Annotated in this window: 18 protein-coding genes and 2 pseudogenes; 15 read left to right on the top strand and 5 right to left on the bottom strand. The window is 60.2% G+C overall.

Annotation, left to right across the window (positions count from 1 at the left end):
• Window positions 1–120: 120 nt before the first annotated feature.
• From D8Y22_RS06525 to D8Y22_RS22265, 3 genes are all read left to right on the top strand, one after another.
• Window positions 121–441 carry a UPF0175 family protein gene (locus D8Y22_RS06525; RefSeq protein ID WP_246084368.1) on the top strand — a complete coding sequence of 107 codons (321 nt, stop codon included), beginning with the start codon at window positions 121–123 and terminating at the stop codon, window positions 439–441.
• A gap of 11 nt (window positions 442–452) precedes the next feature.
• Entirely contained in the window at window positions 453–734 is a 282-nt protein-coding gene (locus D8Y22_RS06520; protein WP_141463908.1) for a hypothetical protein, read from the top strand.
• A 68-nt stretch (window positions 735–802) separates the two neighbouring features.
• Window positions 803–961, top strand: coding sequence for a hypothetical protein (locus D8Y22_RS22265; RefSeq protein ID WP_174811788.1), 159 nt, complete (start codon window positions 803–805; stop codon window positions 959–961).
• A gap of 54 nt (window positions 962–1,015) precedes the next feature.
• Here D8Y22_RS22265 and D8Y22_RS06515 read toward each other — a convergent pair whose 3' ends face one another.
• Window positions 1,016–1,213: a hypothetical protein gene (locus D8Y22_RS06515; RefSeq protein WP_141463907.1), complete on the bottom strand. Its 198-nt coding sequence runs from the start codon at window positions 1,211–1,213 to the stop codon at window positions 1,016–1,018.
• Window positions 1,214–1,265: 52 nt separating this feature from the next.
• Between D8Y22_RS06515 and D8Y22_RS06510 the strand changes: the two genes are divergently transcribed.
• From D8Y22_RS06510 to D8Y22_RS06490, 6 genes and pseudogenes are all read left to right on the top strand, one after another.
• Window positions 1,266–2,309 (top strand): hypothetical protein, encoded by a 1,044-nt coding sequence (locus tag D8Y22_RS06510; RefSeq protein WP_141463906.1) that lies wholly within the window; start codon window positions 1,266–1,268, stop codon window positions 2,307–2,309.
• A gap of 539 nt (window positions 2,310–2,848) precedes the next feature.
• A pseudogene (locus D8Y22_RS23315) lies at window positions 2,849–2,959 on the top strand (surface glycoprotein); the annotation flags it as partial.
• Window positions 2,960–3,436: 477 nt separating this feature from the next.
• Window positions 3,437–6,964 (top strand): COG1470 family protein, encoded by a 3,528-nt coding sequence (locus D8Y22_RS06505; RefSeq protein WP_246084367.1) that lies wholly within the window; start codon window positions 3,437–3,439, stop codon window positions 6,962–6,964.
• 176 nt (window positions 6,965–7,140) lie between these two features.
• Window positions 7,141–9,774, top strand: a complete 2,634-nt coding sequence (locus D8Y22_RS06500; RefSeq protein WP_141463904.1) for a S8 family serine peptidase — start codon at window positions 7,141–7,143, stop codon at window positions 9,772–9,774.
• Window positions 9,775–10,343: 569 nt separating this feature from the next.
• Window positions 10,344–12,992 (top strand): BGTF surface domain-containing protein, encoded by a 2,649-nt coding sequence (locus D8Y22_RS06495; protein ID WP_141463903.1) that lies wholly within the window; start codon window positions 10,344–10,346, stop codon window positions 12,990–12,992.
• Between the two features lie 233 nt (window positions 12,993–13,225).
• A pseudogene (locus D8Y22_RS06490) lies at window positions 13,226–13,402 on the top strand (ribbon-helix-helix domain-containing protein); the annotation flags it as partial.
• A 2-nt stretch (window positions 13,403–13,404) separates the two neighbouring features.
• On the opposite strand, the gene D8Y22_RS06485 reads toward D8Y22_RS06490, so the two are convergent.
• Entirely contained in the window at window positions 13,405–14,727 is a 1,323-nt protein-coding gene (locus D8Y22_RS06485; RefSeq protein ID WP_141463902.1) for an FAD-dependent oxidoreductase, read from the bottom strand.
• 224 nt (window positions 14,728–14,951) lie between these two features.
• On the opposite strand from D8Y22_RS06485, the gene D8Y22_RS06480 reads away from it, so the two are divergent.
• The 3 genes from D8Y22_RS06480 to D8Y22_RS06470 all read left to right on the top strand — a co-directional run bounded on the left by D8Y22_RS06480 (window position 14,952) and on the right by D8Y22_RS06470 (window position 16,013).
• A complete protein-coding gene (locus D8Y22_RS06480) occupies window positions 14,952–15,326 on the top strand; it encodes a hypothetical protein (protein ID WP_141463901.1) in 375 nt (124 codons plus the stop codon).
• 3 nt (window positions 15,327–15,329) lie between these two features.
• Window positions 15,330–15,662 (top strand): hypothetical protein, encoded by a 333-nt coding sequence (locus tag D8Y22_RS06475; protein ID WP_141463900.1) that lies wholly within the window; start codon window positions 15,330–15,332, stop codon window positions 15,660–15,662.
• Window positions 15,663–15,725: 63 nt separating this feature from the next.
• Window positions 15,726–16,013 carry a DUF357 domain-containing protein gene (locus tag D8Y22_RS06470; RefSeq protein ID WP_141463899.1) on the top strand — a complete coding sequence of 96 codons (288 nt, stop codon included), beginning with the start codon at window positions 15,726–15,728 and terminating at the stop codon, window positions 16,011–16,013.
• A 196-nt stretch (window positions 16,014–16,209) separates the two neighbouring features.
• Here D8Y22_RS06470 and D8Y22_RS06465 read toward each other — a convergent pair whose 3' ends face one another.
• Window positions 16,210–16,947 carry a fumarylacetoacetate hydrolase family protein gene (locus tag D8Y22_RS06465; RefSeq protein ID WP_141463898.1) on the bottom strand — a complete coding sequence of 246 codons (738 nt, stop codon included), beginning with the start codon at window positions 16,945–16,947 and terminating at the stop codon, window positions 16,210–16,212.
• Between the two features lie 203 nt (window positions 16,948–17,150).
• Between D8Y22_RS06465 and D8Y22_RS06460 the strand changes: the two genes are divergently transcribed.
• The gene (locus D8Y22_RS06460; protein ID WP_141463897.1) at window positions 17,151–19,457 is read left to right on the top strand and encodes a PQQ-dependent sugar dehydrogenase; all 2,307 of its coding nucleotides are present in this window, start codon (window positions 17,151–17,153) and stop codon (window positions 19,455–19,457) included.
• A gap of 83 nt (window positions 19,458–19,540) precedes the next feature.
• Here D8Y22_RS06460 and D8Y22_RS06455 read toward each other — a convergent pair whose 3' ends face one another.
• On the bottom strand, window positions 19,541–21,244 hold the full coding sequence (locus D8Y22_RS06455) for a receiver/sensor box histidine kinase (protein ID WP_141463896.1): 1,704 nt from the start codon (window positions 21,242–21,244) through the stop codon (window positions 19,541–19,543).
• Between the two features lie 189 nt (window positions 21,245–21,433).
• Here D8Y22_RS06455 and D8Y22_RS06450 point away from each other — a divergent pair, with 189 nt between their 5' ends.
• A complete protein-coding gene (locus D8Y22_RS06450) occupies window positions 21,434–22,243 on the top strand; it encodes an inositol monophosphatase family protein (RefSeq protein WP_141463895.1) in 810 nt (269 codons plus the stop codon).
• Between the two features lie 455 nt (window positions 22,244–22,698).
• Window positions 22,699–23,826: a DUF63 family protein gene (locus D8Y22_RS06445; protein ID WP_141463894.1), complete on the top strand. Its 1,128-nt coding sequence runs from the start codon at window positions 22,699–22,701 to the stop codon at window positions 23,824–23,826.
• A gap of 86 nt (window positions 23,827–23,912) precedes the next feature.
• Here the strand turns inward: D8Y22_RS06445 and D8Y22_RS06440 are convergent, their stop codons facing one another.
• A complete protein-coding gene (locus tag D8Y22_RS06440; protein ID WP_141463893.1) occupies window positions 23,913–25,448 on the bottom strand; it encodes a TrkH family potassium uptake protein in 1,536 nt (511 codons plus the stop codon).
• Between the last annotated feature and the right edge of the window lie 407 nt (window positions 25,449–25,855).

Genomic DNA, 25,855 nt, shown 5'->3' with positions numbered 1-25,855 from the left:
CTTGGACGGCGTAATCATTTTGTCGCCAGCGGTGGTTTGTTCGGACAGCAGCGTTTCCATAGGTGAAACTCCCACCGCTCGGGATTCCTCCGCGTTTACACGCGGAGGAGGATGTCAACTGTGACTCGGCCGTACTGTCGACTACTGACTAACCTGGCGGACGATGTCGATACGATCGCGGCTGTCGGCGGATACGACGACGCGACGGACGTCCTCGAGGATGCCGTTCGCGAACTGTTACGTCGCCGTCCAGAACTTCGGACGTCCCTTGCAGTCGAAAAGTACCGTGTGGGAGACGTCAGTCTGAACCGAGCTGCCGAACTGGCAGGGATGTCAGCTGAGGATTTCAAGGGCGAACTATCTGATCGGGGAATTCATCGTGACGCAGGGTTCCTCGAGCACGACGACCGGGAGACCGCGTTGGACGGGTTTCGTGGGTAGCTATTACGCCGATGACGATCGTCGACAACAACGTTTTGAGTGCAGTAGCGAAAATCGATCGACTTTCGTTGTTACCAGCGGTTTTCGACAGAGTTGGAACACCGACAGCAGTCGTCACCGAACTCGATCGTGCCGACGCTGCCGGCTACGACTTTGTCTCTCGAATCGATGCAGTCAAAGCCTACAACGATGGCTGGTTGCACATCCTTTCTCCGACAGCATCCAAACTCGAGTTGGCAAACGAGATCCGTGATCATGCGCTGTCGACGACCGATGCCAGTGTCTCGCGATAGCAGCCAAACGTGACCGTCGACTCGTAACCGACGATGCTCACGTCGGCACGGTTGGATCGCAACGCGACGTGCCAATTTGGGATCTCGCGCTCTTTCTCACGGCAGCGATTCGAGTCGACGCGATCACGAGCGAGGAAGAACTCACAGCAATCCTCGATGTGCTTGCCGACCGTGACAACTATCGATTTGCCGCTTCGGACAGGGCCTCTCTGTTTGCGGAATTCTAGGCTTCAGCGCGGTCTCGAAGCCGCCCGACGAATTCGAGGATCGGACCAAGACGGTTACAACGATCCGGATCCCGCCCGTTTCTGGAGGGGTTGGCGATCTGTCGTTGCCACTGCAGTCTCGTCCTCCCCGTTCTTCTCCTCACACCGCTGTTTCCTGCGTCGTTCGACAGTGATCCACTCGGCCAGTGTCTGGTCCCGCGAGTCGATCACCTCGCGTTCGAACCTGATAACTATCGTGAGTTTAATTCGCACGTACTGATGCTAGTCACAGAATCTTATAGATCAGTCGTGATTCGTGGGGGGTATGGCAACCGGGCAACGCGGCCGCAGATCCGTACTGCGAATGGCCGGTGGGGCAGTCGTCGGTACGGCACTGGTCGGCACGGCGTCGGCGACCGACTACGAGACGGTGACCGTCTCGGAGGGACAGCGTGACGTTATCGAGGTCGAGGACGGCGAGACGCTCGAGAACGTCGTTTACGACGTCACCGCCTCGGGCGCGGGGGTGACGATCGTTGCGACGGGAACGGACTGGACGATTCGAAACATCGCGGTGTGGGGACAGGTCGACATGGGTGATCGGACGGTCCTGGGCGTCGCCGATACCGATGGTGGGACATCCCGTATCGAAAACGTGTGGCTCGGCGATGGGTCGGTGTACGAAGAAAAGGGAGCAACGGGGCTGTGGGTCGACCCCGATCACGACGGGCACCTCGAGATCGAGCGCGTGAACATCCAGGAGATGAGCGACAACGCCTTCTACTGTTCGCCGCCGGGGAGCACGTGTGGCTGTGGCGGGATGGTGACGCTTCGGGACTGTTATGCGGCAAACTCCTGGGTGTCCCAGTATCGCGTCGCGGATGGGACCCTCGAGAACTGCGTCGCATCGGTGACCGACGACAGGCAGTATCGACAGGGCCGGGGCCTGTGGGCGTGGCCGGCGGGGCCGGTTTACGTTCGCGATTCGGAGTTCGATATGAACGGGCACCACTATTCGTTCGTCGCGGGTGCGGACGAGGCCGAGAGCGAGATCATCGTCTCCGAGACGGAGATCGATACCGGCTTCCACGGCGGTTGGGATACCCGCCACGGCGGGTCGGTCGTGTTCGAGGGCGGGAACGGCACCGATCCCGAGAACGTCGTTCCCGACGGCTGTCCGACGTCGGTGGTGGACGCTGCCGGCGAGGTGTTCCAGCCCTCGGTCGCCGACTACGCGGATCCCGCGACTGGAACGGTGACGACGTTTCAGATGCAACGCGCGTACCTGGATTACGAGGCCGGTGATATCGATGCCACACTCGTCCAGCAGGTCTACGAGGCGTGGCAGTCGGGCGAGCCGGTCCAGTAGTGCGACTCGAGTGGCCTCTATCGTGTCGTCTCGGAGCAACAGCGACCGGTTCCGGGGGTATGCCGGTACTGACGGGACAGCCATCCGCCGATGGACAATCTGGTTCTGTTCCGAGAACGTATTGTTAGATATACGTTCTCCGAACCCGTCAGAAACGACTGATCGTGCGTCGGTGATGCCCAGCCGGCGGTTCTACTACCGTATTACTGATATACGTCGCGTCGAACTCGAGTGATTTTAAAAGTGGCTCCAGGCAAGAACTGGCCGACAGTATGGCGCTGTTCGGGCGTTAGTAAGGCATAGCTACCGGAGAGTATGTGTGTGACACTCGTCATATGAGTGAACGAGAAGGACAACAAACTATATAAGACACGCCTATGAACATACGTGCCGTACCCCTACCCATGGTCAGGCAAGCAAGTATGATCGGGTATCGTGAGCCACACGGTGTTAACATCTCGTTACCGATCGAACGCAAGCGTGGCCGTCCGGCGAAAGGAACGCGATGCGACTGCGAAACACGACATAATCAATAACACATGACAAGAGACGATACAACATCATATCGTGCAAAGGGACGTGCAGTGTTCCTGGCAGCGATCATGGTACTGTCTGTCGTCGCGATGTCCACTGCGTTTGTGGGCGGTGCGGCGGCAGTTGAAGATGTTGATGGAGATGGTATCGATGCAACCCCATCAACCATCGGCGAGGAATCGACACACGAATTTAGTGTAGAAGTAGATAGTGCTGGCTTTGACAGCAATAACCTCAACGAAATCGAACTCGATTATAGTAATTTCGCCAACTCTGGTGACACTCTGAACGGTGTAGAGAACACAGAGGATGTCACTGTCGAAGTTGACGGTGAGGCCGTCGATCTATCTGACGTGACTCTGAACGGCGATAACCAGGGCATAATCGACGTTGACAACACCGATGTAGCAGGGGAATTGGGTACTGATTCCGAGATTTCGGTATCCATTCAAAACGTCCTTAACCCTGGTGACAATGTGGAAGCCACCGAAACTGTTGGTGTTACCGTACACGATGATGACGACGTTGACGTGACAACTGGCAGTGATGACCTTGGTCTCACGACTACCACAGTAGATATTGACGTTGACCCTGTGGATGACACCGTCGAGATTGAAGAAGGTACTTCGTACACCGTGACGCTGACCGACGATGAAAACAATCCGGTCGAAGGTGTCACTGTTGAGTACACTGGCGACGATCCCGAGGAACTCACTGTTGAATCAGATGGTGAAGGTCCTGCCGAGAGTGACGAAGCCGGTCAGGTTGTCTTCGATGCCGAGGCTACCCAAGAAGGAGACTACAGTCTTAGCTTCCAAGAGCAACGAACCGACGAAGAAACAACTGCAGACCTCTTTGTCCGATCCGCTGAAGGTGATAACGCACTGATCACTGGTGAAATCACTGACCGCGAACGGACCGCTATTGACTCAGAGACTGCAGAGAGTCTTCAAGTCACAATTACTGAAGTTGACACCGGCGAAGAGTTCGTTAACAGCCAAGCGCTGGCTGACTTCCACGAACTCGACGAGAACGAGTACGTCGACAGTGCTGGCTTCTCGCCAGGCGAACCTGACACCTACAACATCGAACTCGCAGTTCTTGACGCAGATGGCTCGCAGTACGAGTTCTCCGTCAACGACCCCGAAGAGGAGTTCCGCTCGTTCGACGGTGTGACCGAGACGGTCAACGTTGACCAGAACGACGACCTGAACTTCCGCCTCGAGCGCATCGAGGACGCTGACCGACTGACGGTCCTCGACGACGGCGAGCGTGACACCGTCGAAGATGCAGAAGACTACCCGGTCGAGACTGACCGACTCGAGTCGGAAACTGTTGACGCAGACGAGACGGTCGACCTCGATGTCTTCGTCGAGAGCAAGGAGTTCGGTGAGGACAACGATGTCCTCGAACCGTACGCCCTGCAGACAGGCGAAGTCGAAAGCACGGTTGCTGACGTTGACGGCACCGAGGACGGCGCCGATCTCGCTGACGCCAACGTCGATCTTGACCCCGATACCAACCTTGACACCGACGAAAACGGTCTGTCTACCGTTGATGTCAGTCTGACTGGTGTCGACTACGACGACCTCGACGGCAACGTTGACGTCGATCTCCACTTCAACGCGAGTTCGAACGTCTCCGAAGCCAACGACGAAGTGACGATCACCTTCGTCCCAGATGTCGGTGACACCGGAACGCTTTCCGGTGAAGTCGACGTGATCAACGAGGACATCCTCGTGGGCGTTGAGGACACCCAGTCCAACATCTACGCGGAATCCGGTATCCCGGTGCACGCAGTTCAGCAGGATGTTGTTGACGACAGCACCGTGACCGTCACCACTGACGGCACGGAATTCGAAGAACTCGATCAGGACGACCTGACCCTCGAAGGTATCGAGGATTACGATGCGCACCCAGAAGAGCTCGCCATCTCGCCAGCTCCTGACGCCATCGCAGGCGACGAAACCGGTACGGGCGACGTTGACCTCACGGAAGGCAACCAGGTCCGTGTCGTCACCTACGACGAAACCGGTGAAGTCATCGTTCAGGACCCACGTTCGGACTACCTGACCACGACTGACGCGGATAGCGACCTCGAACTCGTCCAGAACGAGACCGACCGGAGCCTCGAAGTCCACGACGACGGCGCAGATGAAGACGGCGACTTCCAGCTCCACTTCCTTGCTGACGGCGAGTACCAGGTCCAGCAGAAGGTCGAACTGACCAACACGACCTCTGACGAGAGCGTTACTGCCTGGAAGAACATGACGGTTGACGAAGATCCGTCTGCCTCCCAGGACATCCAGACGAACACCGAGGACGTGTTCACCGACCAGCAGGACCTTCGCTTCAATGCAATTGACGAGCAGTACGATGACGACCGCGCAATTCCGACCGACTACACGAACGATCAGGGCGACTTCGAACTCCTCAACCTCCCGGTTGACGTGACCGAGTCCGAGGAGTACGTCGTAATCGCTGGCCCCGGTGGCGACACCGGTGACGCGGAGACCGACTACGGCTTCGCTAACTTCGCCGGCTACGACACGGTTGATGTCCATGCAAACGCCCAGACCGGTCAGCTCAACACTGACCTGAGCGTTCAGGAATTCGAACCCGACCGTGAGGTCATCTACGACCTCGACGTGACGGTTGCTGACGAAGAGAAGTACACTGAAATCCCATTCGAAGGCGAAACCGAAGTCCAAGTCACCGCCCAGCAGCGACTTGCCGGTGAAGACGAGGATGCCTTCGACGACGCTACAGGCGTTGACCTCGTGCTCGATCGCGTCGATATGGGCACGAACGTCGACGAGCTTGGTACCCTGGCCGACACCACCGTGACGACTAACGACGACGGTGTCGCAACGACCACCTTCGAAGCTGTTGTACAGCAAGAGGGTGACCCAGGTGAACTGAACATCAGCGCCGCACTCGAAGAAGAAACTGCAGAGGGCGAGAACTTCGCAACTGAAGACGAAGAAGAAGCCCAGATCGAAGTCTTCGGAGCCGGTGAGATCACTGGCGACGTTGTCGACGAAAGCGGTGACAACTTCGGTGGTATCGACCGTGCAACGGTCGAACTCTACGACCGAGACATTGGCTACGACGAGGAAGACCGACTCCAGGAAGTCGAAACTGGTCCTGAAGGTTCGTTCACCTTCACTGAAGTCGAGACCGGCAACGACTACCGCGTCATCGCTGAATTCGACGGCGAAACGGGTTACACCGATGTCGACGACCTCAGCGGCGGTACCACGAACGCTGACGTCGTGATCACCGGCATCGAAGCACCAGAAGGCTTCGATGTCGTTGAACTCGACGACGTGACCGCGACGCAGGGCGAAACCGTCGACGTGACGGCTTCCGTCGCAAACACCGGTGCTGACGATGACGAGCAGGAGGTTACGCTCACCATCGAAGGCACTGAGATCGAACTCACCGAAGAAGTCGAGATCGACGCCGGTGAGCAAGAAGACGTCACGTTCGAGGGCATCGAAACCGGTGCACTCGAGGGCGACTACACGCTCACTGTCACCCCCGAAATGGGTGAAGAGATGAGCGCGACGCTGACCGTCGAAGAGCAGGCTGAATCCAACTTCGCAATCACCGAAGTCGACCCAGCTGAGGATATCGAGGCTGGCTTCTTCGAGCAGGTCGAGATCGACGTGACCGTCGAAAACGACGGCGACGAACCTGACACGCAGGACGTCGAGTTCGTCTTCGCTGGCGACGTTGCCGACAGCGAAGAACTCGAGCTCGAAGCCGGTGAGAGCGAGACGGTGACGCTCAGCACGACCGTCACCCAGGAAGGTGACTGGCACGTCCAGACCCTCGACGACGAGTCTGAGACCTACCAGATCACGTTCAACGGCGACGCCGAAGACGCTGGCATCGCCGTCACTGACAACCCAGTGACCGACACCACCGGTGACGGACTGGCGAACGACGTCAGAGGCGATGGTAGCTTCAGCATCCTCGACGTTCAGACGCTGTTCGACAACCTCGACAACGACGAAGTGCAGGAGAACGCCGAGGTCTTCAACTTCTCGGGCATTGATGACGACGAAGTGAGCATCCTCGACGTTCAGGCACTGTTCGATCAACTGAGCGAATAAGGTCCGGTACCCTCCTGACCTTTCACTCCCCCATTTTGGGGCCGAATTAGACGCTCCTTATTTTTTGACGCTGCCAACCACATCGACCCCTGAGACGCATCTGTCGACCGATTCGAGCGAGATCTCTCGAGCCATAAAACTATATTACTGCGTGACTCTCACTATTACCATAACGTATGGATCGATTTCTGCGCGATTGCCGTCGCCTACTACTCGTCGTTGCGTTGACCACGTTGGTACTCGGAGTCGCTGGTACCGGTGGCGCAGCCGCCGAGAACCTTTCTGCTGTCAGTGTCGAATCGAACGAACTCTCTGACGTGGAGATCGAGGAGTCGCTCACCGAAGAAACTGGCACGACGGAACTACTCATCCAGTTCGAACAAGCCGAGATTGACCGGACCAATACGGACCGCGAGGAGACCGTCACACAGCTCAAGGCACACGCGAACGAGACACAGGCTGAACTGGTCGAGCGAGCCGAACACGATGACGCCGTCGAGATTCAAAACCAATTCTGGATCACGAACGCTGCGCTGGTGACCGTTGACGCTGATCGCGTTCCGATGGCCGCGTTCGGAACAGTCGACGGCGTACGTCAGGTCCACCAGAACTATCAGGTCGAGGTTGCCGAGACGACGACTGCACCGACTGGCTCGACTGAATCGGCCGTCCAAACCGGGCCGACTGCGAGTTCGACGAGCGAGGTCACGTACGGTCTCGAGACCATCAACGCCCCGTCAGCGTGGGAGATGGCGGATACGAAAGGCGAAGGGACGACGGTTGCCGTCCTCGACACTGGAGTCGACGCCGACCACCCTGACATCGATATCGCCGAGGATAACTGGGCCGAGTTCGATGGATCGGGCGAGCCTGTCGATTCGGAACCACACGATAATCACGGCCACGGGACACACGTCAGCGGAACAGTGACGGGTGGAGACGCGACGGGGACACAGATCGGTGTCGCACCGGAAGCGGATCTCGCGCACGCGAAGATTCTAGACGATAATGGAGATGGATCTCTCTCGCAAATATATGCTGGTATTCAGTGGGCTATCGAAAACGACGTTGACGTTATTTCGATGAGCGTTGGTGTTGATGGGTTCTACTTAGAAAGTTCGATCTACGAGGTTCGAAACGCGAAAGATGCCGGCATCTTTTTCGTCTCGTCGGCGGGCAACGACTTTGAAGGAACGAGTTCTTCTCCTGCAAACGTCTACGATACTGTTTCCGTTGGAATGACGAACGAATTCGATGATGTTCACATCGAATCGTCCGGTGAGGAAATTCAAACCGACGAGACCTGGGGGACTGCGGCACCGGCTGACTGGCCCGACGAGTACGTCGTCCCCACTGTGGCTGCACCTGGCGTAAACGTCGCGAGTGCCGACAACGAAGGCCCAGGCCTGGATTACCGATCGGGAACCAGTATGGCCGCACCACACGTCTCCGGCGTCGCCGCACTCGCGATATCGAGCGCGGACGATGACGTAAATCCCTACGAGCTTCGACAGGCGTTCGAAGACTCGGCCTGGAAGCCGGATGGAGAGCCGGAAGACCCTGATTCGCGGTACGGACATGGAATCATCGATGCAACGGATATCGTCACCGAATCCGATAGCACCGACGACGGTGGCACTGTTACTGGAACCGTTACTGATGCTGATTCTACTGGCGCCATTGCGGGAGTAACTGTTACTATTGAATCGGACGGTGAACTGATCGAGACCGTCGAAACATCGACTGGGGGAGAGTACGCTGTGGAACTTGCTGCAGGAACCTACGAAGTCACGGCTGCCGCTGACGGATACGAATCAGCGACTTCGTCGGTAGTAATCGAGAACGGTGAACACGAAACGGTCTCGCTTTCGCTCGAGGCACTGGGTACACTCGAGGGAGATGTCGTCGACCAGGACGGGAACGCACTTGGAGATGCTGCCGTGACGTTGCTTCAACGCGATGACGATGGCGAGTTTACTGACGTCGTTGCTGAGATGTCGACGGATTCGACTGGTGCGTTTACGTTCGCTGACCTCCCGACGGGTCAAGATTACGAACTATACGTCGTGTGTGACGGTCGGGAAGAAACGATTCGAGTGACCGATCTCGAGGCCGGTACGACCGAACCAGTTGTCGTCGTTACCGAACCCCTGGAAGACCAGGAGATTGACGTGGAACTCCGACCGACCGAAAGCACGATGGATGTCGGTGAGCGCCAGACGTTCGAAATTGTTGCTGTCGGTGCTGACGATGGTATCGATGGATATATGTTTGAAATATCATTGACGAATTCCGATGTCGTCACCTTTGCGGATGTTGAACTGACGAACAATCCGATGTTTGTCCATCAGCCTGATCTAGACAGTTCTCTCGATAGTGATTCAATTGCGTTTGCTGTAGGGATGGGGGCTAACGATCACGAAGGAAGTGACGAGATTCGTCTCGCTGAAGTAACGGTCGAAGCACTCAGTGAGGGCTCGAGTTCGATTGTGTTTGACGATGAGGTTGATGTCATACAGGACACGACGCCGTACCAAATCAATCACCTTGCAGGTGCAGATCTCAAAATTGATCACCACGATGGACCACCCGCTATCGTTGGAGATAGCCCCCCGCAAGATCTGAATGGTGATGGCCTCTATGAAGATGTAAGAGGTAGTGGTGAATTTACCATCTTGGATGTCCAAGCGTTGTTCGATAATTTGGACAATAATATTGTCCAGAAAAACGCGGAACACTTCAATTTCGCTGACATTCAGGAGGATGAAGTGACGATACTCGATGTCCAGGCGCTGTTTGACCAGCTGTAACACATATATCGCTGGAGCAGACATACTATGTCGTTTTATACTCGTATTTTTGGCTTCGAAGTCAGACTCTCTCTCTAATAGTATCAGTTCGAACACTTTTTCTTAACACAAAGTACTTAATGGATGTGCAGTAATGGCCAATTGACGAGGTCGGTACGCACGCATTACCGTCCTCGACGGAATTAGAAGTGAACTACCGAAATATGACACGCGAAAAAGTACTATCAGTATTCATGGCGGCCCTGATGGTCGTTTCCGTCTTTGCAATGGCTGCACCGGCAGCTGCGCAGGACGAGGGTGAGGTTAACATCTCACTAGACCCTCAGGACGTCACTGTGGATTCGGACGATGAACAGACATTCGATGTTGTAGTAGAAGGCGCTGATAACGAAGTCAATGGTTGGGACAACGTTGTCCTAAGTATTGATGACACCAGTGTCGCCACCTTCGACGATTATGAGGTGGAAACATCTGATGAAGACACGTTTGACAACTCTGAAATTGAGGATGACACCGTCACTCTCGCTGCCGGAACAGGTAGCTTAACCCTAGATGACGGTGAAGAGGACGTGATCGGCGCAGTGACGGTCACGACCCACGAGGAGGGCAACGCAGATATTAGTATCGATGATGGTGTTATTGTTGACGCTAACAACGACGATTACACCGTCAACGATTACGGTACTGCCTCTCTGACCGTTGACGACGGCGACGAGGAACCACCAGAGAACGGTGGCGACGACCTCCCACCCGAGGACCAGGTTGACTACGACGTTGACCGTCCATGGCAGGGACAGGACCAGATCGCTCACTCCCCGAACATCGAGCAGGGTGAAGTCTACGACGTCCGCGAAGCCGACGGCTTCAACGACGACGGTAACGTCGACGGCAGCGAGTTCCGCGACGAACTCGTCGCCGAAGAAGATAACATGCTCGAGATCAGCACTGACGACCTCGAGGGTGACATCTTCATCCGAGGGAGCGACATCGAGGAAACTAGCGACAACTCCTTCGAAGTCCGCGTCCAGGACCTCGACGCTGACTTCGACGACGACCGAGTGACCGACGCTGGTCACAACTCGGACACCGACCTCGAGATCGACTCCTCGCGTGCACAGTACTCCGTTAACGTGAGCGCCGACGGCGATCTCGACGATGAGGACCTCCTCCAGATCTTCGTGCAGTCGAGCGATGACCACGACGCACTCGCCAACGACACTGCCGAGTGGCACGAAGACTATGATTCGGGCGAAGGCGATAACGTCGGCTACGACGACATCGTCGACTACCTGCACGACACTAACCAGGTCTACGACGCTGATCTCGAAGGCGGCGCACACTTCGGTGAGTTCAACGCTGGCCTCTACGACGAGGGCGAAGATGACGGTGACGCTGACTCCGACGAAAAGATCGTCCTCTATAACGTCGGCGATGTCGACGAGGCCGTCGACTTCGACGCCATTGACGACGACAGCTACACGTTCGATTTCAACGTGACCGACACCGAAGCATCCGACTCTGACGACATCGATGTCGCAGAGTCCGATGCGACGGCCGACTTCGACCAGAGTGTCTACACCCAGTCCGCTGGTGACCCACTCAGCCTCAACATCGACCTCGAAGACACCGACGACGCATACGTCCACTTCGGTGACGAAGACGCCGGCTACGTCGACGTCTTCTACGTCGAGGACGACAGCGACAACGGCGAGGTCGACCTCACGATCAACCCACGTCTGATGGGTACGGGCCACGAACTTGCCGTCGTCTCCGATGACGACCACGTTCGTAGCCTCAACGACCACTACGGCGGTGAAACGAACAACGACGACTTCGCGGATGTCCAGTTCTACGACGACGATCTCGAGAGCCCAACCCCTTACGTGGAGTATCTCGACAACCTAGACCTGATCAACGAGAACGACGGCGAAGATGCTCTTGATCAGCTCGCACGACCGCTCCAGAGCACCGACTACCCAGTCGCATCCAGTGGTGACGGTGCATTCATCGCTGACGACGACGACGAAGTCGATGTCAACGATGAGCTCGACGATGCAGTCGTCGACCTGACCCAGCCAGAGCTGGGCGAGATTACCACGCACGTCGCACCTGAAGACAGTGCCGACGAGCACGATCTTGAAGAACTCCTCGGCAACGGAACGACGCTGACCGAGCGCACCGACATCGCCGAGGACGACCGTCTGGTCGTCCAGGCTGAAGCCTCCGGTATCTACGGTGCGATGATCGCACTCGAAGACGATGAGTACGACCCACTCACGGAAGGCTTCGAGCCACAGACCATCCACGACCTCAACGAGCTTCAGGGCGAAGGTGTGACGATCGAAATCGAAGGTGACGATCCGATCGGCAACCAGGATCCGAACTACGTCAACTTCGAGACCGCTGACGAGGACGAGGTCATCGTCTTTGTCGACCACCTCGAAGGTGAGATGTACATCGTCGTCGACACGAGCTCGAGCGGTGCGTTCGACCGCAGCTACGAGGACGGTGACTCCTTCAACGCGAACATCGAATACGAAACCCACGACGAGGAGCGCTACGAATTCAATAGCGCCCACGACGAGGTTTGGGGCGGAGCCGCTGAAGATGACTGGGACGAAGACGCGTTCCCATTCTTCAGCGCTGACTCCGACGAGTCCATCAGCACTGAGTTCGACATGGTCGACCGCGAAGTGACGTTCGACCACGAGAACGAAGATGGCGACATCCAGGTTGAAGCCGACGAGACCACCATCACCGGTGAGACCAACGTCGCACCTGGTACGGAATCCACCGTCCGCGTCGGCCACCAGCCAGGCGCTGACGAGAGCTTCCTGCACTCGCCCGACGCTGAGATCGACTCCGACGGTGCCTTCGAATCCGACGAAGTCGACCTGAGCGACCGCGAAGTTGGCGAAGACCTCCGCCTCGAGTTCCGTGCATCCGGTAGCACGATCGACGAGGTCGACGGTATCTTCGTCGAGGAAGTCGAGACTGACGACGAGCCAGAGGAGACTGACGACGACGAGCCAGAGGAGACTGACGACGACGAGCCAGCCGAGACTGACGACGACGAGCCAGTCGAGACTGACGACGACGAACCAACTGACGACGACGAACCCGCTGACGAGGACGACTCCGTCCCCGGCTTCGGTGTCGCCGTCGCAGTCGTCGCACTGCTCGCCGCCGCAATGCTGGCACTCCGTCGCCAGAACTAACGGCTGACTAACTACCGGCTTTCGCCGGCCCCATTCGATTCGCGGTTTTTTCTTTGGACGCTACGTTTGGAGAGCGACAGCTATCGAGTTCGTGTCGCTGTTACGTGGGTGTACATCCACGTAGTCAGTTGCCACGTGACTATACTATCACTCGTCAACGCTGTTCACTCGACGTACTCGAGAGCGTCGCCAGCGGTGTAACCAGTATTGCTACACAAATTCAACACACTCGCATGTCCGAGGCAGACACACCGCCAGAGAAGACGACGGTCAACATCCGTATGACTGAGACATTTCTGGCAGATGTCGACGGTACCTGGGAAGAACTGGGGTACAATAGCCGAAGTGAATTTATCCGCGACGTTCTTCGCGACGCTGTCAAGCATCCGGATTTCAACCGTGCAGATATAAATTAGTCGTCCGCAGCGGCCGCCTCTGTCTCGCTCGCCGATTCGGCACGCTCGAGGTCCTCGAGGTATTCGTCGGCGTCGAGTGCGGCCTTCGAGCCCATGCCGGCGGCGGTCACGGCCTGCTGGTAGTGGTAGTCGACGACATCGCCGGCGCCGAAGATGCCGGGGACGTCGGTTTCGGTTTGTCCGCCGCCGTCGCCACCCTGGGTTCGGAGGTAGCCCTCGTCGTCCATGGTGACGCCGGTGCCCTCGAGGTAGTCGGTGTTTGGCGTGTGGCCGATCGCGAGGAAGACGGCGCCGACGTCGAACTCGAACTGGTCGGTTTCGGGGTCTGCGAGGCGGTCGGAGGGGTGGCCCTGGTCGTTGTGTGCCAGGGTGACGTAGTCGACGCCGTCCGCTTCGGAGCCGTGGACCTCGAGCAGTTCGGTGTTTTTCATGATCTCGATGTTGCCTTCCTCGACGTGTTCGTGGACGCGGTCGACCCAGTACTGTTCGGCGCGGAACTCCTCACGGCGGTGGGCGATGTAGACGGTGTCGGCGAACTTGGTGAGGAAGGAGGCTTCCTCCATCGCGGCGTCGCCGCCGCCGACGACGAGCATGTCTTCGCCGCGGAAGAAGGCGCCGTCACAGGTGGCACACGTCGAGAGGCCATAGCCCATGAGTTCGTCCTCGCCGGGGATGCCGAGGGTCCGGGCGCTGGCTCCGGAGGCGGCGATGACGGCGTCGGCGGTGTAGACGTCACCGTTGGTGAGTTCGACGCGGAACGGCGTGGTGTCGGCGTCGACGCGGTCGATGATGCCGTTTTTCAGTTCGGCGCCGAACTGGCGGGCCTGTTCTTTCATGTTGTTGACGAGCTCGGGACCGCCGATTCCCTCGGGGAAGCCGGGATAGTTGGCCACGTCGGTCGTCAGGGTGAGCTGTCCGCCGGGTTCGTCGCCTTCGATGACCAGCGGGTCGTTGTCCCCGCGGCCGGCGTAGATTGCGGCGGTAAGTCCGGCGATACCGGTGCCGGCGATGATGAGTGTCCGGTGTTCGACGACATCGGTGGTCCCATCGCTCGCAATGCCGAGCTTCTCGTCGAGTTCGCCCGTCTCGTTTAGGGCGCTGGTGTCGTCCCAGCCACCGATGAGTTCGTCGTCGATGAACACTTCGGGGGCGGTCTTGCGACCCTCGGCGCGGTCGACCATCTCCTCGAACAGGTCGTCGTCGCCGGTGACGTTGTAGGTCTCGTACTCGATCTCCTTGCTGTCGAAGAGATCTTTCGCTTTCTCGCAGTAGGGACAGTCGTCCTTGGTATAAATCTCGACGTGGGGCTGGTCGCTCATATGTGCCCGTATAGGGAAACGTCGCCTATACGCGTTGCGTTCCATGCAGCGACCGTGGCACGTCTGTGGCAGACTCGAGATGCGTCCGCTCGAGGGACTCGAGTGGACGCCCACCACTCCGGTCGTCGATGCGGGTGGATCGGTAAAACGCTACAGTCGGATGTTCCACTCATTACGTAGAGTACGTCCGTACATTCATTACGTCAGCATGCAAAGTACGTTGTATGCCGGTAAGTATCGACGAGTTCGAATCAGGTGACCTGCCCTCGAGTCCGAGCGTCCCCGAGCAGGTCGTCACCTACCTGTACAGTCGACGTGACAAAGCGTTCACGCGCGGGGAGATCGCGACGGCTATCGACGAAAACCCGAATACGGTTGGAACGTCACTCTCCCGGTTGAAAGATCGCGATCTCGTCCGCCACAAAGGAGAGTACTGGACGATTACGGCCGATCACGACCGGATTGCCGGGGCGTACGATCTCCACACGGCCTCGAGCCGCCTCGAAGACGCTGATGGCGGTATCGACGCCGACGAGTGGGACGAGGCTGCACCGGCGTTGCCCCATCCAAGCGAACGAAATGGAGAGTCGGACAGATAACATATGCAACCAGAACGCGGTGATGTCGTCCGCAGCCGAGATCCGTTCAAGCTTGGGACGGACAAACAACGACCGTGGTTGATCGTCAACAACGAGGAGCATCCATTCGGCGATGAACAGTATCTCGCAGTGGCTATTTCGACCGCTCAGTACGAGCACTCGATCGCACTCGAGTCCGATGTGTGGAAACAGGGCGGTGTACCGCGGGAATCGTTCGTTTCCCCGTGGGCAATCCATTCACCGCGAGTCGAAGATCTCGTCGCGTGGCAAGGACGAGTGACTGATGCGTTCACAACGCGTGTCGTCGACGAACTGGTGATGTATCTTCGAGAATGAGTACCGGTTGCGCCTCGAGCTCCGTCCCGACGGCTTTAGGGCCGACCCGACCGTCGACCCGGTATGGCTGCGGATCTCGAGGAGAAGACCGATCGCTACGGTGAGTTACTCACAGAGGCACTCGAGACGGCGACGATCGCGCCGCCGGCGGGGACGCCGATGGCCGAGGCTGCCGAAGACTGCTACGAGATGGCGTCGTCGTATCTCGAGGACGGCCGACACTTCCGCGAGAACGACGACCCCGTCAACGCGCTGGCGTCGTTTTCCTACGGGCACGCCTGGCTCGATGCGGGCGCACGCGTGGGACTGTTCGACGTACCGACCGAGGGCCATCTGTTTACGGTCGAGTGAGGAGACCCAAGCCGCTGCTCGGAGACAGCCCCATCAGACCGCCGTCGGGTGGGACTGAAAGGGGCAGCCGCGCTCGAGGTGGGAAACGACGCAAGCACCGCAGGACGGCGTCCGAGGAGCGCAGCGAGTTGCAGCCCTCGAGCGCGGCTGGGGCTTTCGTCGTCGTTGACGTGGCAGTGCCGTCGACGAACGGCGTCTATGGAATCCGAACCGAGTGCTCGAGCGTGCCGACACCCTCGACTTCGATTTCGACCTCGTCGCCGTCTTCGAGCGGGCCGACGCCTTCGGGGGTACCGGTGGCGATGACGTCGCCGGGCTCGAGTGTCAGGTAGGTCGTGATCTCGGCGATGAGTTCGGGGATCGAGAAGATGAGTTGTTCGCGGGAGCCGTCCTGTCGCAACTCGCCGTTGACTCGCGATCGGACCGACGCGTCTGCGGGGATTTCCTCGGGCGTCGCGACTACGGGCCCCATCGGTGCGGCGCCGTCGAATGCCTTCCCGCGGATCCAGTTTTGTTCCTGGCGTTGATCGTCGCGGTTCGAGATGTCGTTGACGCAGGTAAAGCCCTCGACGACATCCATCGCGTCGGCTTCGGGGACGTGGCGACACTGTCGGCCGATGACGACCCCGAGTTCGGCCTCGTAGTCGATGCGGTCTTTGCCTGCTGGGGCGGTGACAGTGTCGCCGTGGCTTGCGAGCGCGTTGGGCGGCTTCAAAAAGAGCAGCGGGCGATCGGGGACATCCGAGCCCATCTCGTCGGCATGATCGGCGTAGTTGCGCCCGATGCAGACGACCTTCGAGGGTTCCGATGGTGGGAGGACATCGATAGCGTCGGACTCGAGGCTGTAGCGCTGGTTCCCGAAGTGGACGGTGCCGTCGTCGTACTCGCCGCGGCGGATCGAGCCGGCCGGATCGCGAAAGCGGACGTATTTCATGCCAGAGTGGTTAGTCCCCGGGATCAAAAACGTTGAGATGCCGGTGGATGGGGCGATAACGGCGGATCAATCGCTGAAACCACTCGTTAGATTCCGAAACAGCGATCGGCCGGGATCGACGGTGCTGAATAAGGGCGGGGTTATCCGTGGAACGATTCTCGCAGTTTACTGCTGTCTGCTGTTCACAACTCACACGGAGAGACATGACTTTGCCACCCACCAGCCACGACACTCGAGACGGTCCCGCCAGGCGAACAGTCCTTCAGGCGCTTGCGGCGTCGGGAGCGCTCGCAGGCGTCGGGACTATCGGTACCGCACAGGAGGACGACCAGACGGACGACGGGTTACCGGCGGAGCTCGAGGATATCCCCGTTGCCGGCGAGTTTCCCGAGGGCGAGACGGTCGGTCTCCAACCGATCGCGACGAATCTCCCCGGGCCGACGGACTTCGAGTACGCCACCGTCGGCGACGAGGTCTATCACTTCATCGCCACGCAGACAGGACAGATCTACCAGACGAACGTCCACGAACAGGTCGACGACCTGGACGGAGACAACGAGGACGAGCCGGAAGCGACCGATGCCGACGAAGACGACCTCGAGACCGACAACGAACTCGAGGACGACCTCGACGATGAGTCGCCAGCCGACGAGACGCCGGACGACGCCGAACCCGAGGAGTTCGTCTTCAACGGCGTCATCCCGGCCTGGTTCGGGATGGAACCCGAGGCGATCGACGGCGCGGAGAATCCCACTCTCGAGTTGACCGCCGGCGAGACGTATCGGTTCACCTGGGAGAACGGCGACGGCCAGCCCCACAACGTGGTCATCCTCGACGCGGCGGACAACATCATAGAGCGCACGGAGATCGTACGGGAGGCCGGCGAGACACAGACGCTCGAGTTCGAGGCGACCGAGGAGATGGACAGCTACGTCTGTGAAGTTCATCCCGGTACGATGGTTGGCCGGATCCAGGTCGAGGATCCCGAGGAAGAGCCACCCGAGGAGCCCGCCGTGTCCGACGCGCAGACGCCCGCTGACATGGATCTCGTACTCGATATCCAGGATCAGATCGTCCCTCTTGGCATCGGCGAACTTGGCGGCTACGACGAGCGCGGGTTGCTCGGGCTCACGTTCCATCCCGACTTCGAGGACAACGGCCTGTTTTACGTCCGCTACAGCGCGCCCGAACGCGACGGGCTCGGCTACGATCACACGGACGTGCTCGCGGAGTTCCAGGTCGGCGAGGAGTTGCCCGTCGATCCCGAGACCGAGCGGACGATCATGGAGATCCCACAGCCACAGGACAACCACAACGGCGGTCGGCTGGCGTTCGGTCCCGACGGCTACCTCTACACGTCTGTCGGCGACGGCGGCAACGTCCACGACATCGGCATCGGCCACGTCGAGGACTGGTACGACGAGAACGAGGGCGGCAACGGCCAGGATACCCGCGAGAACTTGCTGGGGGGTATCCACCGTATCGACGTGGACGGCGACGAGGACCAGCCCTCCGGCGAGTACGCCATTCCCGACGACAACCCGCTGGTCGACTCCGAGGCGGACCGCCACGAGTACTGGGCTTGGGGATTCCGCAACCCCTGGGGGATGTCGATCGACGACGACGGCCAGGTGTACGTCTCCGATGCCGGCCAGCACGTCGTCGAATCGATCTACGAGGTCGAGGCAGGCGGCAACTACAGCTGGAACGTCAAGGAAGGCTCGTTCTGTTTCAGCCCGGAAACGCCCCTCGAGCCGCCGGCGGAGTGTCCCGACGAAGTCGGCGAGGGGGCCGGCGACCTCCGGGAGGGTGAGTTACTTCGCGATCCGATCGCGGAGTACCAACACACCCGCATCTCGACGGCCTTTATCGACAGTTCGGTCGTCGTCGGCGGCCACCGTTACGTCGGCGATGCAATTCCGGAACTCGAGGGGGCGTTCGTCTTCGGGAACTGGAGCAGCCAGGGCGTCGCCGAGGCCGACGGCGAGGTGCTCGCGGCGATCGAGCCCGGTGATGGCGATACCGACGATCTCGAGGACAACGGCGAGACGGACGACGATGAGCCCGCCAACACCGATCTCGTCGAGGTCGACGAGCGATGGGGCCTCGAGGAACTCCTGTTCGAGGGGGCCGACGACGAGTCGATCAACCGCTACGTCTACTCGATCGAACGTGACGAGGAGGGCGAGCTGTACGTACTTGCGAACACGGATTTCCGCCCGGATCCAGAGACTGGCGAGATCTACAAGATCGTCCCCGCTGACGAGGGCGTCGAGATTCCGGCGCCGGCGGATCCGTTCGTCGTCGACGAGGAGATGGCCGGGGAGGAGCCGGATGCCGATGTCCCGGCCGAGGACGACACCGACCCGGATGCGCCGGCCGAGGACGACGCCGTCGAAGACGAACCGCCGGCTGACGATCCCGAAGACGAACCGCCGGCTGATGATCCCGAAGACGAACCGACGGCCGATCAGGAGATGAACGACGAACCGGTCGATGAAGAAGCGTAAGTACGTGGGTTAGCCGACCGATAGCGACCGTTCGGGACGATCGATTCCCGACTGCTTTTTCGACGAGGCGGTTCGTGAGCATGCTACTCGCCGGAGTCGTCCGTCACGAACCGGAATCGCGCTCCGCCAAGGTCGCCCTCGTCGACGGTGACCGTCCAGCCGTGAGCCGTGGCGATGGCGTCGACGATCGAGAGGCCGAGGCCGGTCCCGTCGCTGTCCGTATACCCCTCCTGAAAGACCATCTCGCGGTCGTCCGGGGGGATCCCCGGTCCGTCGTCTTCGACGACGAAGCCGTCGGGTGTGCCGGCGACGCGAACCGTGACCACCCCGTCGTCGTTCTCGTCCTGGCTGGCGGATTCGTCGGACTGGGAATTCCCTCGAGTCGATCCGTGAGCGTCCGCTCCGTGTTCGATCGAATTGCGAAAGAGATTCTCGAAGACCTGCTGCAGCCGGCCGGAGTCGCCTTCGATGGTGGGCAGCGATCGCGTCTCGAGCTTGCCACCGGTCGTATCGACGCCCGCCCACGCGTCGGTGACGAGTTCCTGCAGATCGATCGGCTCGCGTTCGTCCAGTTCGGTCCCGTTTCGGGCAAGCGTCAGTAGGTCCTCGATCATCGTCTCCATACGCGTTGCGGAGGCGAGGACGTCCTCGACGTGGCTCGGGTCGCCGGTTTCCTCGATGAGTTCGGCATACCCTGTGAGGACGTTGAGTGGATTGCGCAGATCGTGGCTGACGACCGACGTGAACCGTTCGAGGCGGTCGTTTTGCCGGGAGAGCTCTTGGCGACGGCGTTCTCGATCGAGCGTGTGGCCGACGAGTTCGCCCAGCGTCTTCACCTGCTGTTGGACCGAGTGGGGCCAGGGCCGTCGCGTCTCCTGTTCGATCGCGAGGACGCCCTCGAGTTCCCAGTCGACGACGATCGGCACCGCGAGCAGGGATTCGATCCGGGAGTCGCGGATGTAAGGGTGACGATCCGTCCCGTCGGGCGGGTCGTGGTGGTCGCTCGCCCGTTGGAGCGTCCCGACGAAGCCGTCCGGAATCTCGATATCGAGATCGGTTACCGGGTCGGCGGGGACAGCGTAGGGTTCGTACGACCGGATCGCGGTGTCGAAGCCAGGAAACGACGATGCGGGCACCTGGTCGGGTGTCGGTGGGTCGATGTCGTTTTCGCTCCAGTAATGCGTTCGCTTGAGGACGCCGTCCTCGTAGGTACAGACCAGACAGCGGTCGGCATCGAGGCGCCGACCGATGAGCTTGAGTCCCCACTCGATTTCGATGTCGATCTCGTCGGGTGCCGCCCCCATCAGCGAGCGAGCGATCTCGAGGACCGTCTCGCGGACGTCGGAGATCGACTGCTGGTAGTACTCGTTGAGACGCTGTCGGAGCCGATCGAGTTCGGCCGCGGTTGGCGTCGCGCTCTCTGAGTCCCGACGAACGATCGCCGACGTGTCCATCGCGACGAGACGCTCGAGGACGGTCACGTCCCGTGTCGAGCCAAAGTGGACGACCGGCAGCGCGTCGAACTCGGTGCGAACGAACTCGAGAAACGATCGGCCGACCTCGTCGGTGAGGTCGCCAGCGACGACCAGACAGTCCGGCTGGTGCTCGAGCGCGTCTCGAGCGTCGGCGAACGAGGCCGCCGTCGTCACTGGATAGGGAAGCGACTCGTCGGCGAGTCGCTTCGGATCGTCGCCCGAGTCGACGTACAGCACGTGAAACGAGCGACGGTGTGGCTCGTCTATCGCGTCGACGGTTTCCGGCTGTCGTTGTGAGTTCTCGTTCGTCATGTGCCCGATCAGAACGCGGCGGCCTGCAGACCGGTCGGCAGCCGCCGGTCGAATACCACGTCAAAATGGACAGCTGTCTGAACATAAAGATAACGGCAGATCGCCGGTTCGTCGCCGGAAGTCGAGCGGGTACACGGCGTCCGGTGGAAGTCCGCCAATCCTTTTCCCGTTGCCCGCCGAGAATCCGCCATGAGCGACCGATACGACCCTCGAGAGCGCGAGTCGACTGCGGTACAGGCTGCGAACGCCGGCGCGGACGTCGCCGCCGACTCGTTTCGCACACAACTCGAGGTCGAGCGAAAGGACGGGAAGACGGACGTCGTGACCCAGGCTGATCGCGACGCGCAGGCGACCGTCGTCGACGTGATTCGCGACAGCTATCCCGACGAGCCGATCGTCGGGGAGGAAGACGACGAACTGAAGGCCGTTCCCGAGGCGGGTCCGGCCTGGATCGTCGATCCGATCGACGGGACGAGCAACTACGTCGACGGCGTCCCGACGTTCGGCACCGCCGTGGCAGCGGTCGTCGACGGCGAACCCGTCGCCGGTGCGTTCGTCTGTCCGGCGCTATCGGATAGGTACCGCATCGGGCCGGATGGCGTCGGTCGCAACGACGACCCCCTTTCGGTCAGCGACTGTCACGATCCCGAGGCCGCGACGGTCTGTCCGACGTTCTGGTGGGACTACGACCAGCGCGAGCAGTACGCCGCGGCCACGCGGGAACTCGTCACCCGCTTTGGCGACATCCGACGGTACGGCTGTGCCCAGCTCGAGCTCGGTCTCGTCGCGGCGGGCGCACTCGAGGGTGCGGTGACGGATCTCCGAACGAATCCCTGGGACACCGTCGTCGGCGTCGCCCAGATTCGGGAGGCCGGCGGTGTCGTCACCGACCTCGAGGGCGAGCGCTGGCGCCACGATAGCACGGGACTCGTCGCCTCGAACGGCGAACTTCACGAGGAGGTACTCGAGGCCGCTCGAGCGATCGACTCTCGATCCTAACCTGAACACCGCCTACTCACGGCCCGACGTGGGTGAGACGATGTCGCTGTATCCGCCCACATAGACTCCGGGCCGACGACAGTCGTCACTCGGCGGTCGATATCCGTCGGAGGACGCAGCAGCCGCTCACGAGTGGTAGTGAGACGGGGTAGGTCGGTCGACGAATAGCCGCACGTGGAAACCACGTGAGCCGAAAGGTCGTCGCCGACCGTGCCGTCTACCCGTACTCTGTCCGTCCACTACAAAACACCTCCGGTACTCGCGTTCGGCAGACACCGTGTTCGGACAGATCGATTCGACGGCCGCCCTCGTTTCGGTGATCGAACGCCCCTCGAGCCGACCCGATTCGACGGGCCCCGCGAGTGGGGACGGGACTGTCGTTGCAGACGGGCGGCCATTCTCGCTTTACGTAGGAAACCGGAAACGGTAAGCAGTCGCCCCAATGCTGTTCGACTATGTACGAGTCGATCGAACGGTACGGGCCCGTCAAGCTGTGGGCCGCGACCGTCGTCGCGCTCGCTGCGGGCGTTGCACTCCTTGCAACGGTGTTCCCCCAGCGAGTCTACGTGGATCTCATCTGGCAGTATTACTGGGGACCGGTGGTCGCAGACGCCCACGGCTGGAGCTGTGTCGCCTGGGCCGGCGGCGAGCAGGTGCCGTGTGTGGAGGCCGGCGCCGACGCCGGACCGACCGCCGAACCCGGCTACACGTTCGTCTCCTACGCTGGCTACGTGCCGACGCTGATCCTGTTTCTGGTCGGGATCGTCTTCCTGATCCAACGCCTCCAGATCGAACGCTATCGTGCGGGCTTTTTCGCCCTGTTCCCGTTCATGCTCTTTGGCGGCGCACTGCGAGTCGTCGAGGACGCCAACGTCGCCGCGTTTCGCGATACCGGTGAACTGGCGATCGAACTGCCGTGGTCGGGCTTTCTTATCAGCCCGCTGATCTACTTCGTCGTCTTTCTCGTGACTCTCGTCGCGGTGATCGTCTCGGTCTGGCTCGAGCGCCGGGACACCGTCCCGGGGTATGAGTATCCGCTGGCGGCGATCGGGACGGGTCTGCTCGCGGTGACGGTCGGCTATCTCGGCTACGTTACCGCGACGGAAGGATACGCGACATTCTACCCGTGGCTGTTGCTGACGACGCTGGTCGGCGCGACGGTCGCGACGGGGATCACCTGGTATGCGATTAAAGTGTTCGCACCGGGCATCAATCGCGGCACCGAGTACATGGGAGTCGTCGTCATCTGGGCCCACGCGGTCGATGGCGTCGCGAACGTCATCGGACTCGACTGGGCGGTCGTCTTCGGCCACGATCAGAACCTCGTTCCCAAACATCCGGTCAACGAGGCCATCGTCAACGTCACCGGCTCCATGCTCCCGCCGGACATCGCGGCCGTCACCGGTGCCGCCTGGCCGTTCTTGCTGGTGAAACTCGCGGCAGCCGTCGTCGTCATCTGGATCTTCGACGAGACCGTCTTCGAAGAGAGTCCACGCTATGCGATCCTGTTGATGATCACCGTCGTCGCGGTCGGGCTCGGCCCGGGGACGCGTGACATGCTTCGGGCGACCTTCGGTGTTTGAGCGTCGTCGTCTCGGGCGATAGCATCTTGGCCCTGTCTGTCGATGTCTCATCACCCTCGAGTTTCGGGTCCCGCTCGGCGAGATGGCTAGTCCTGCCAGTAGGCTCTCGTCAACAGGACGAGCACGGGAAAGATTTCGAGGCGGCCGATCCACATGTAGACGATCATGAGCAGCTTCGAGGAGGCGGGAAAGTCGACGTAGCCGCCCATCGGTCCGGTCACCGTCCCGAGCCCCGGACCGATGTTTCCGAGGGTCGCGATCGAGGCGCTGATGATGTCGAGTAACTCGAGTTCGAAGCCGACGCGGGCTGCGTCGAGCGCGAGCAGCCCGACGCCGACGAAAAAGAGCACGAGATACAACAGCGTAAAGGCGTAGATGCCCCGGACCGCATCCTCGTCGAGGACGCGGCCGTTCATGCGGACGGGCCGAACGGCTCGAGGGTGGATCGTCGTAAACACTTCCCGACGCAGCGTCTTGAGGATCACGAGCCAGCGCAACACCTTGATGCCGCCGCCGGTCGACCCGGTCGAGCCGCCGATGAGCATGGCCACCAACAGGAGTCCCTTGGCCGGCCCGCTCCAGGCGTCGAAGTCCATGTTCGCGTACCCCGTCGAGTTGACCAGCGACGCGATCTGGAAGGTGGCGTAGCGAGCCGAGCGCTCGAGGTTACCGCCGACCGGACCAGTCTCGGGCGTCGAGAGCGCCGAGAAAAAGAGCACAACGGTCCCGACGATCGACAGCACCGAGACGGCGCCCAGATAGAGGCGAAACTCGTTGTCCCCGAGCAGCTCTCGAGGGTCCCCGGAGATGACGTGCCACCAGAGCACGAAGTTGACGCCGGCGGCGAACATGAACGGGACGACGAGCCACTGGACGGCTGGCGAGAACGCCTCGATGCTCCGGGCTTCGGGGGAGAACCCGCCCGTGGGTAGGGTCGTAAGTCCGTGCGCGATGGCGTTGTAGACATCCATATTCGGTGCGAATCCGAGGACGTGGAGAAGATACAGCAGGACGATAAACAGGACCGTAAGCGCGATGTAGGCGATCCAGAGCACGCGAGCGGTTTCGGCGATGTGAGGCGTTAGCCTCGAGACGCCGGGACCGGGCGTTTCGGCTTCCATCAGCTGGGCGCCACCGACGGCCATCTGGGAGAGGATCGCCACCGCGAGGACGATGATTCCCATCCCGCCGAGCCACTGGGTAAGCTGGCGCCACATCAGCATTGCTCGAGAGTGGGTGTCGACGGAGATATCGCCCATGACGGTCGCACCGGTGGTCGTAAAGCCGCTCATGCTCTCGAAGAGGGCGTTGACCGGGTGCGCGAGGGTGCCGTTGCCCGCCAGCACGTACGGCAGCGCCCCGAATACCGCCGCGAGTAACCAGGTGAGTGCGACGACGAAGAACGCTTCTCGAGCGCCGGGTTCGGGTTCGGGATCCAACTTACGAAGTGCGAGTCCGAACCCGGCAGTGATGATCAGCGAGGTGACGAACACCCACAGATCCTCGCCGCCGTAGACGAGCGCGACGATAATCGGGACGACGAACGCGAGCGAGAGCAGGGCAAGCAACGTTCCGACCAGACTCAGGCCGGCCCGCCAGTCGACGTGGAGGTGCCGGCGCATTTAGATCGCCTCAAACCGGCTCGGTGGATCCCAGTCCATACCGGGCATGTTCACGCGTGGTCACTCGCCCCGTACCGATACGAACCCGTCCAACCGGGGTAGCTGTTGGCACTCATAGCCATATAGTAGCCTCGACAGTCATATAAAAACACCGACTGTAGTACTCTCTCGAAAGAAAAGCGAGGTCACAATTTGATATGAGAAAATATCTGCCTAATTATTCACGTATCCGTACTCGTTCAACTCGTTCACTAGCGGTAGTATGCGCTCGCTTCGACAGTTGTTCGGCGTTTGACATCCTCCTCCGCGTGAACGCGGAGGAATCCCGAGCGGTGGGAGTTTCACCTATGGAAACGCTGCTGTCCGAACAAACCACCGCTGGCGACAAAATGATTACGCCGTCCAAG

The organism is Salinadaptatus halalkaliphilus, from assembly GCF_006543045.1.
Lineage (GTDB): Archaea > Halobacteriota > Halobacteria > Halobacteriales > Natrialbaceae > Salinadaptatus > Salinadaptatus halalkaliphilus.
This window is presented reverse-complemented; position numbering and strand designations above follow the sequence as displayed.

Excerpts from the sequence above, each read along its gene's own strand:
- D8Y22_RS06520 (WP_141463908.1), top strand. The coding sequence starts at position 453 with ATGACGATCGTCGACAACAACGTTTTGAGTGCAGTAGCGAAAATCGAT.
- D8Y22_RS06510 (WP_141463906.1), top strand. The coding sequence starts at position 1,266 with ATGGCAACCGGGCAACGCGGCCGCAGATCCGTACTGCGAATGGCCGGT.
- D8Y22_RS06500 (WP_141463904.1), top strand. The coding sequence starts at position 7,141 with ATGGATCGATTTCTGCGCGATTGCCGTCGCCTACTACTCGTCGTTGCG.
- D8Y22_RS06485 (WP_141463902.1), bottom strand. The coding sequence starts at position 14,727 with ATGAGCGACCAGCCCCACGTCGAGATTTATACCAAGGACGACTGTCCC.
- D8Y22_RS06480 (WP_141463901.1), top strand. The coding sequence starts at position 14,952 with ATGCCGGTAAGTATCGACGAGTTCGAATCAGGTGACCTGCCCTCGAGT.
- D8Y22_RS06475 (WP_141463900.1), top strand. The coding sequence starts at position 15,330 with ATGCAACCAGAACGCGGTGATGTCGTCCGCAGCCGAGATCCGTTCAAG.
- D8Y22_RS06470 (WP_141463899.1), top strand. The coding sequence starts at position 15,726 with ATGGCTGCGGATCTCGAGGAGAAGACCGATCGCTACGGTGAGTTACTC.
- D8Y22_RS06465 (WP_141463898.1), bottom strand. The coding sequence starts at position 16,947 with ATGAAATACGTCCGCTTTCGCGATCCGGCCGGCTCGATCCGCCGCGGC.
- D8Y22_RS06460 (WP_141463897.1), top strand. The coding sequence starts at position 17,151 with ATGACTTTGCCACCCACCAGCCACGACACTCGAGACGGTCCCGCCAGG.
- D8Y22_RS06455 (WP_141463896.1), bottom strand. The coding sequence starts at position 21,244 with ATGACGAACGAGAACTCACAACGACAGCCGGAAACCGTCGACGCGATA.
- D8Y22_RS06450 (WP_141463895.1), top strand. The coding sequence starts at position 21,434 with ATGAGCGACCGATACGACCCTCGAGAGCGCGAGTCGACTGCGGTACAG.
- D8Y22_RS06445 (WP_141463894.1), top strand. The coding sequence starts at position 22,699 with ATGTACGAGTCGATCGAACGGTACGGGCCCGTCAAGCTGTGGGCCGCG.
- D8Y22_RS06440 (WP_141463893.1), bottom strand. The coding sequence starts at position 25,448 with ATGCGCCGGCACCTCCACGTCGACTGGCGGGCCGGCCTGAGTCTGGTC.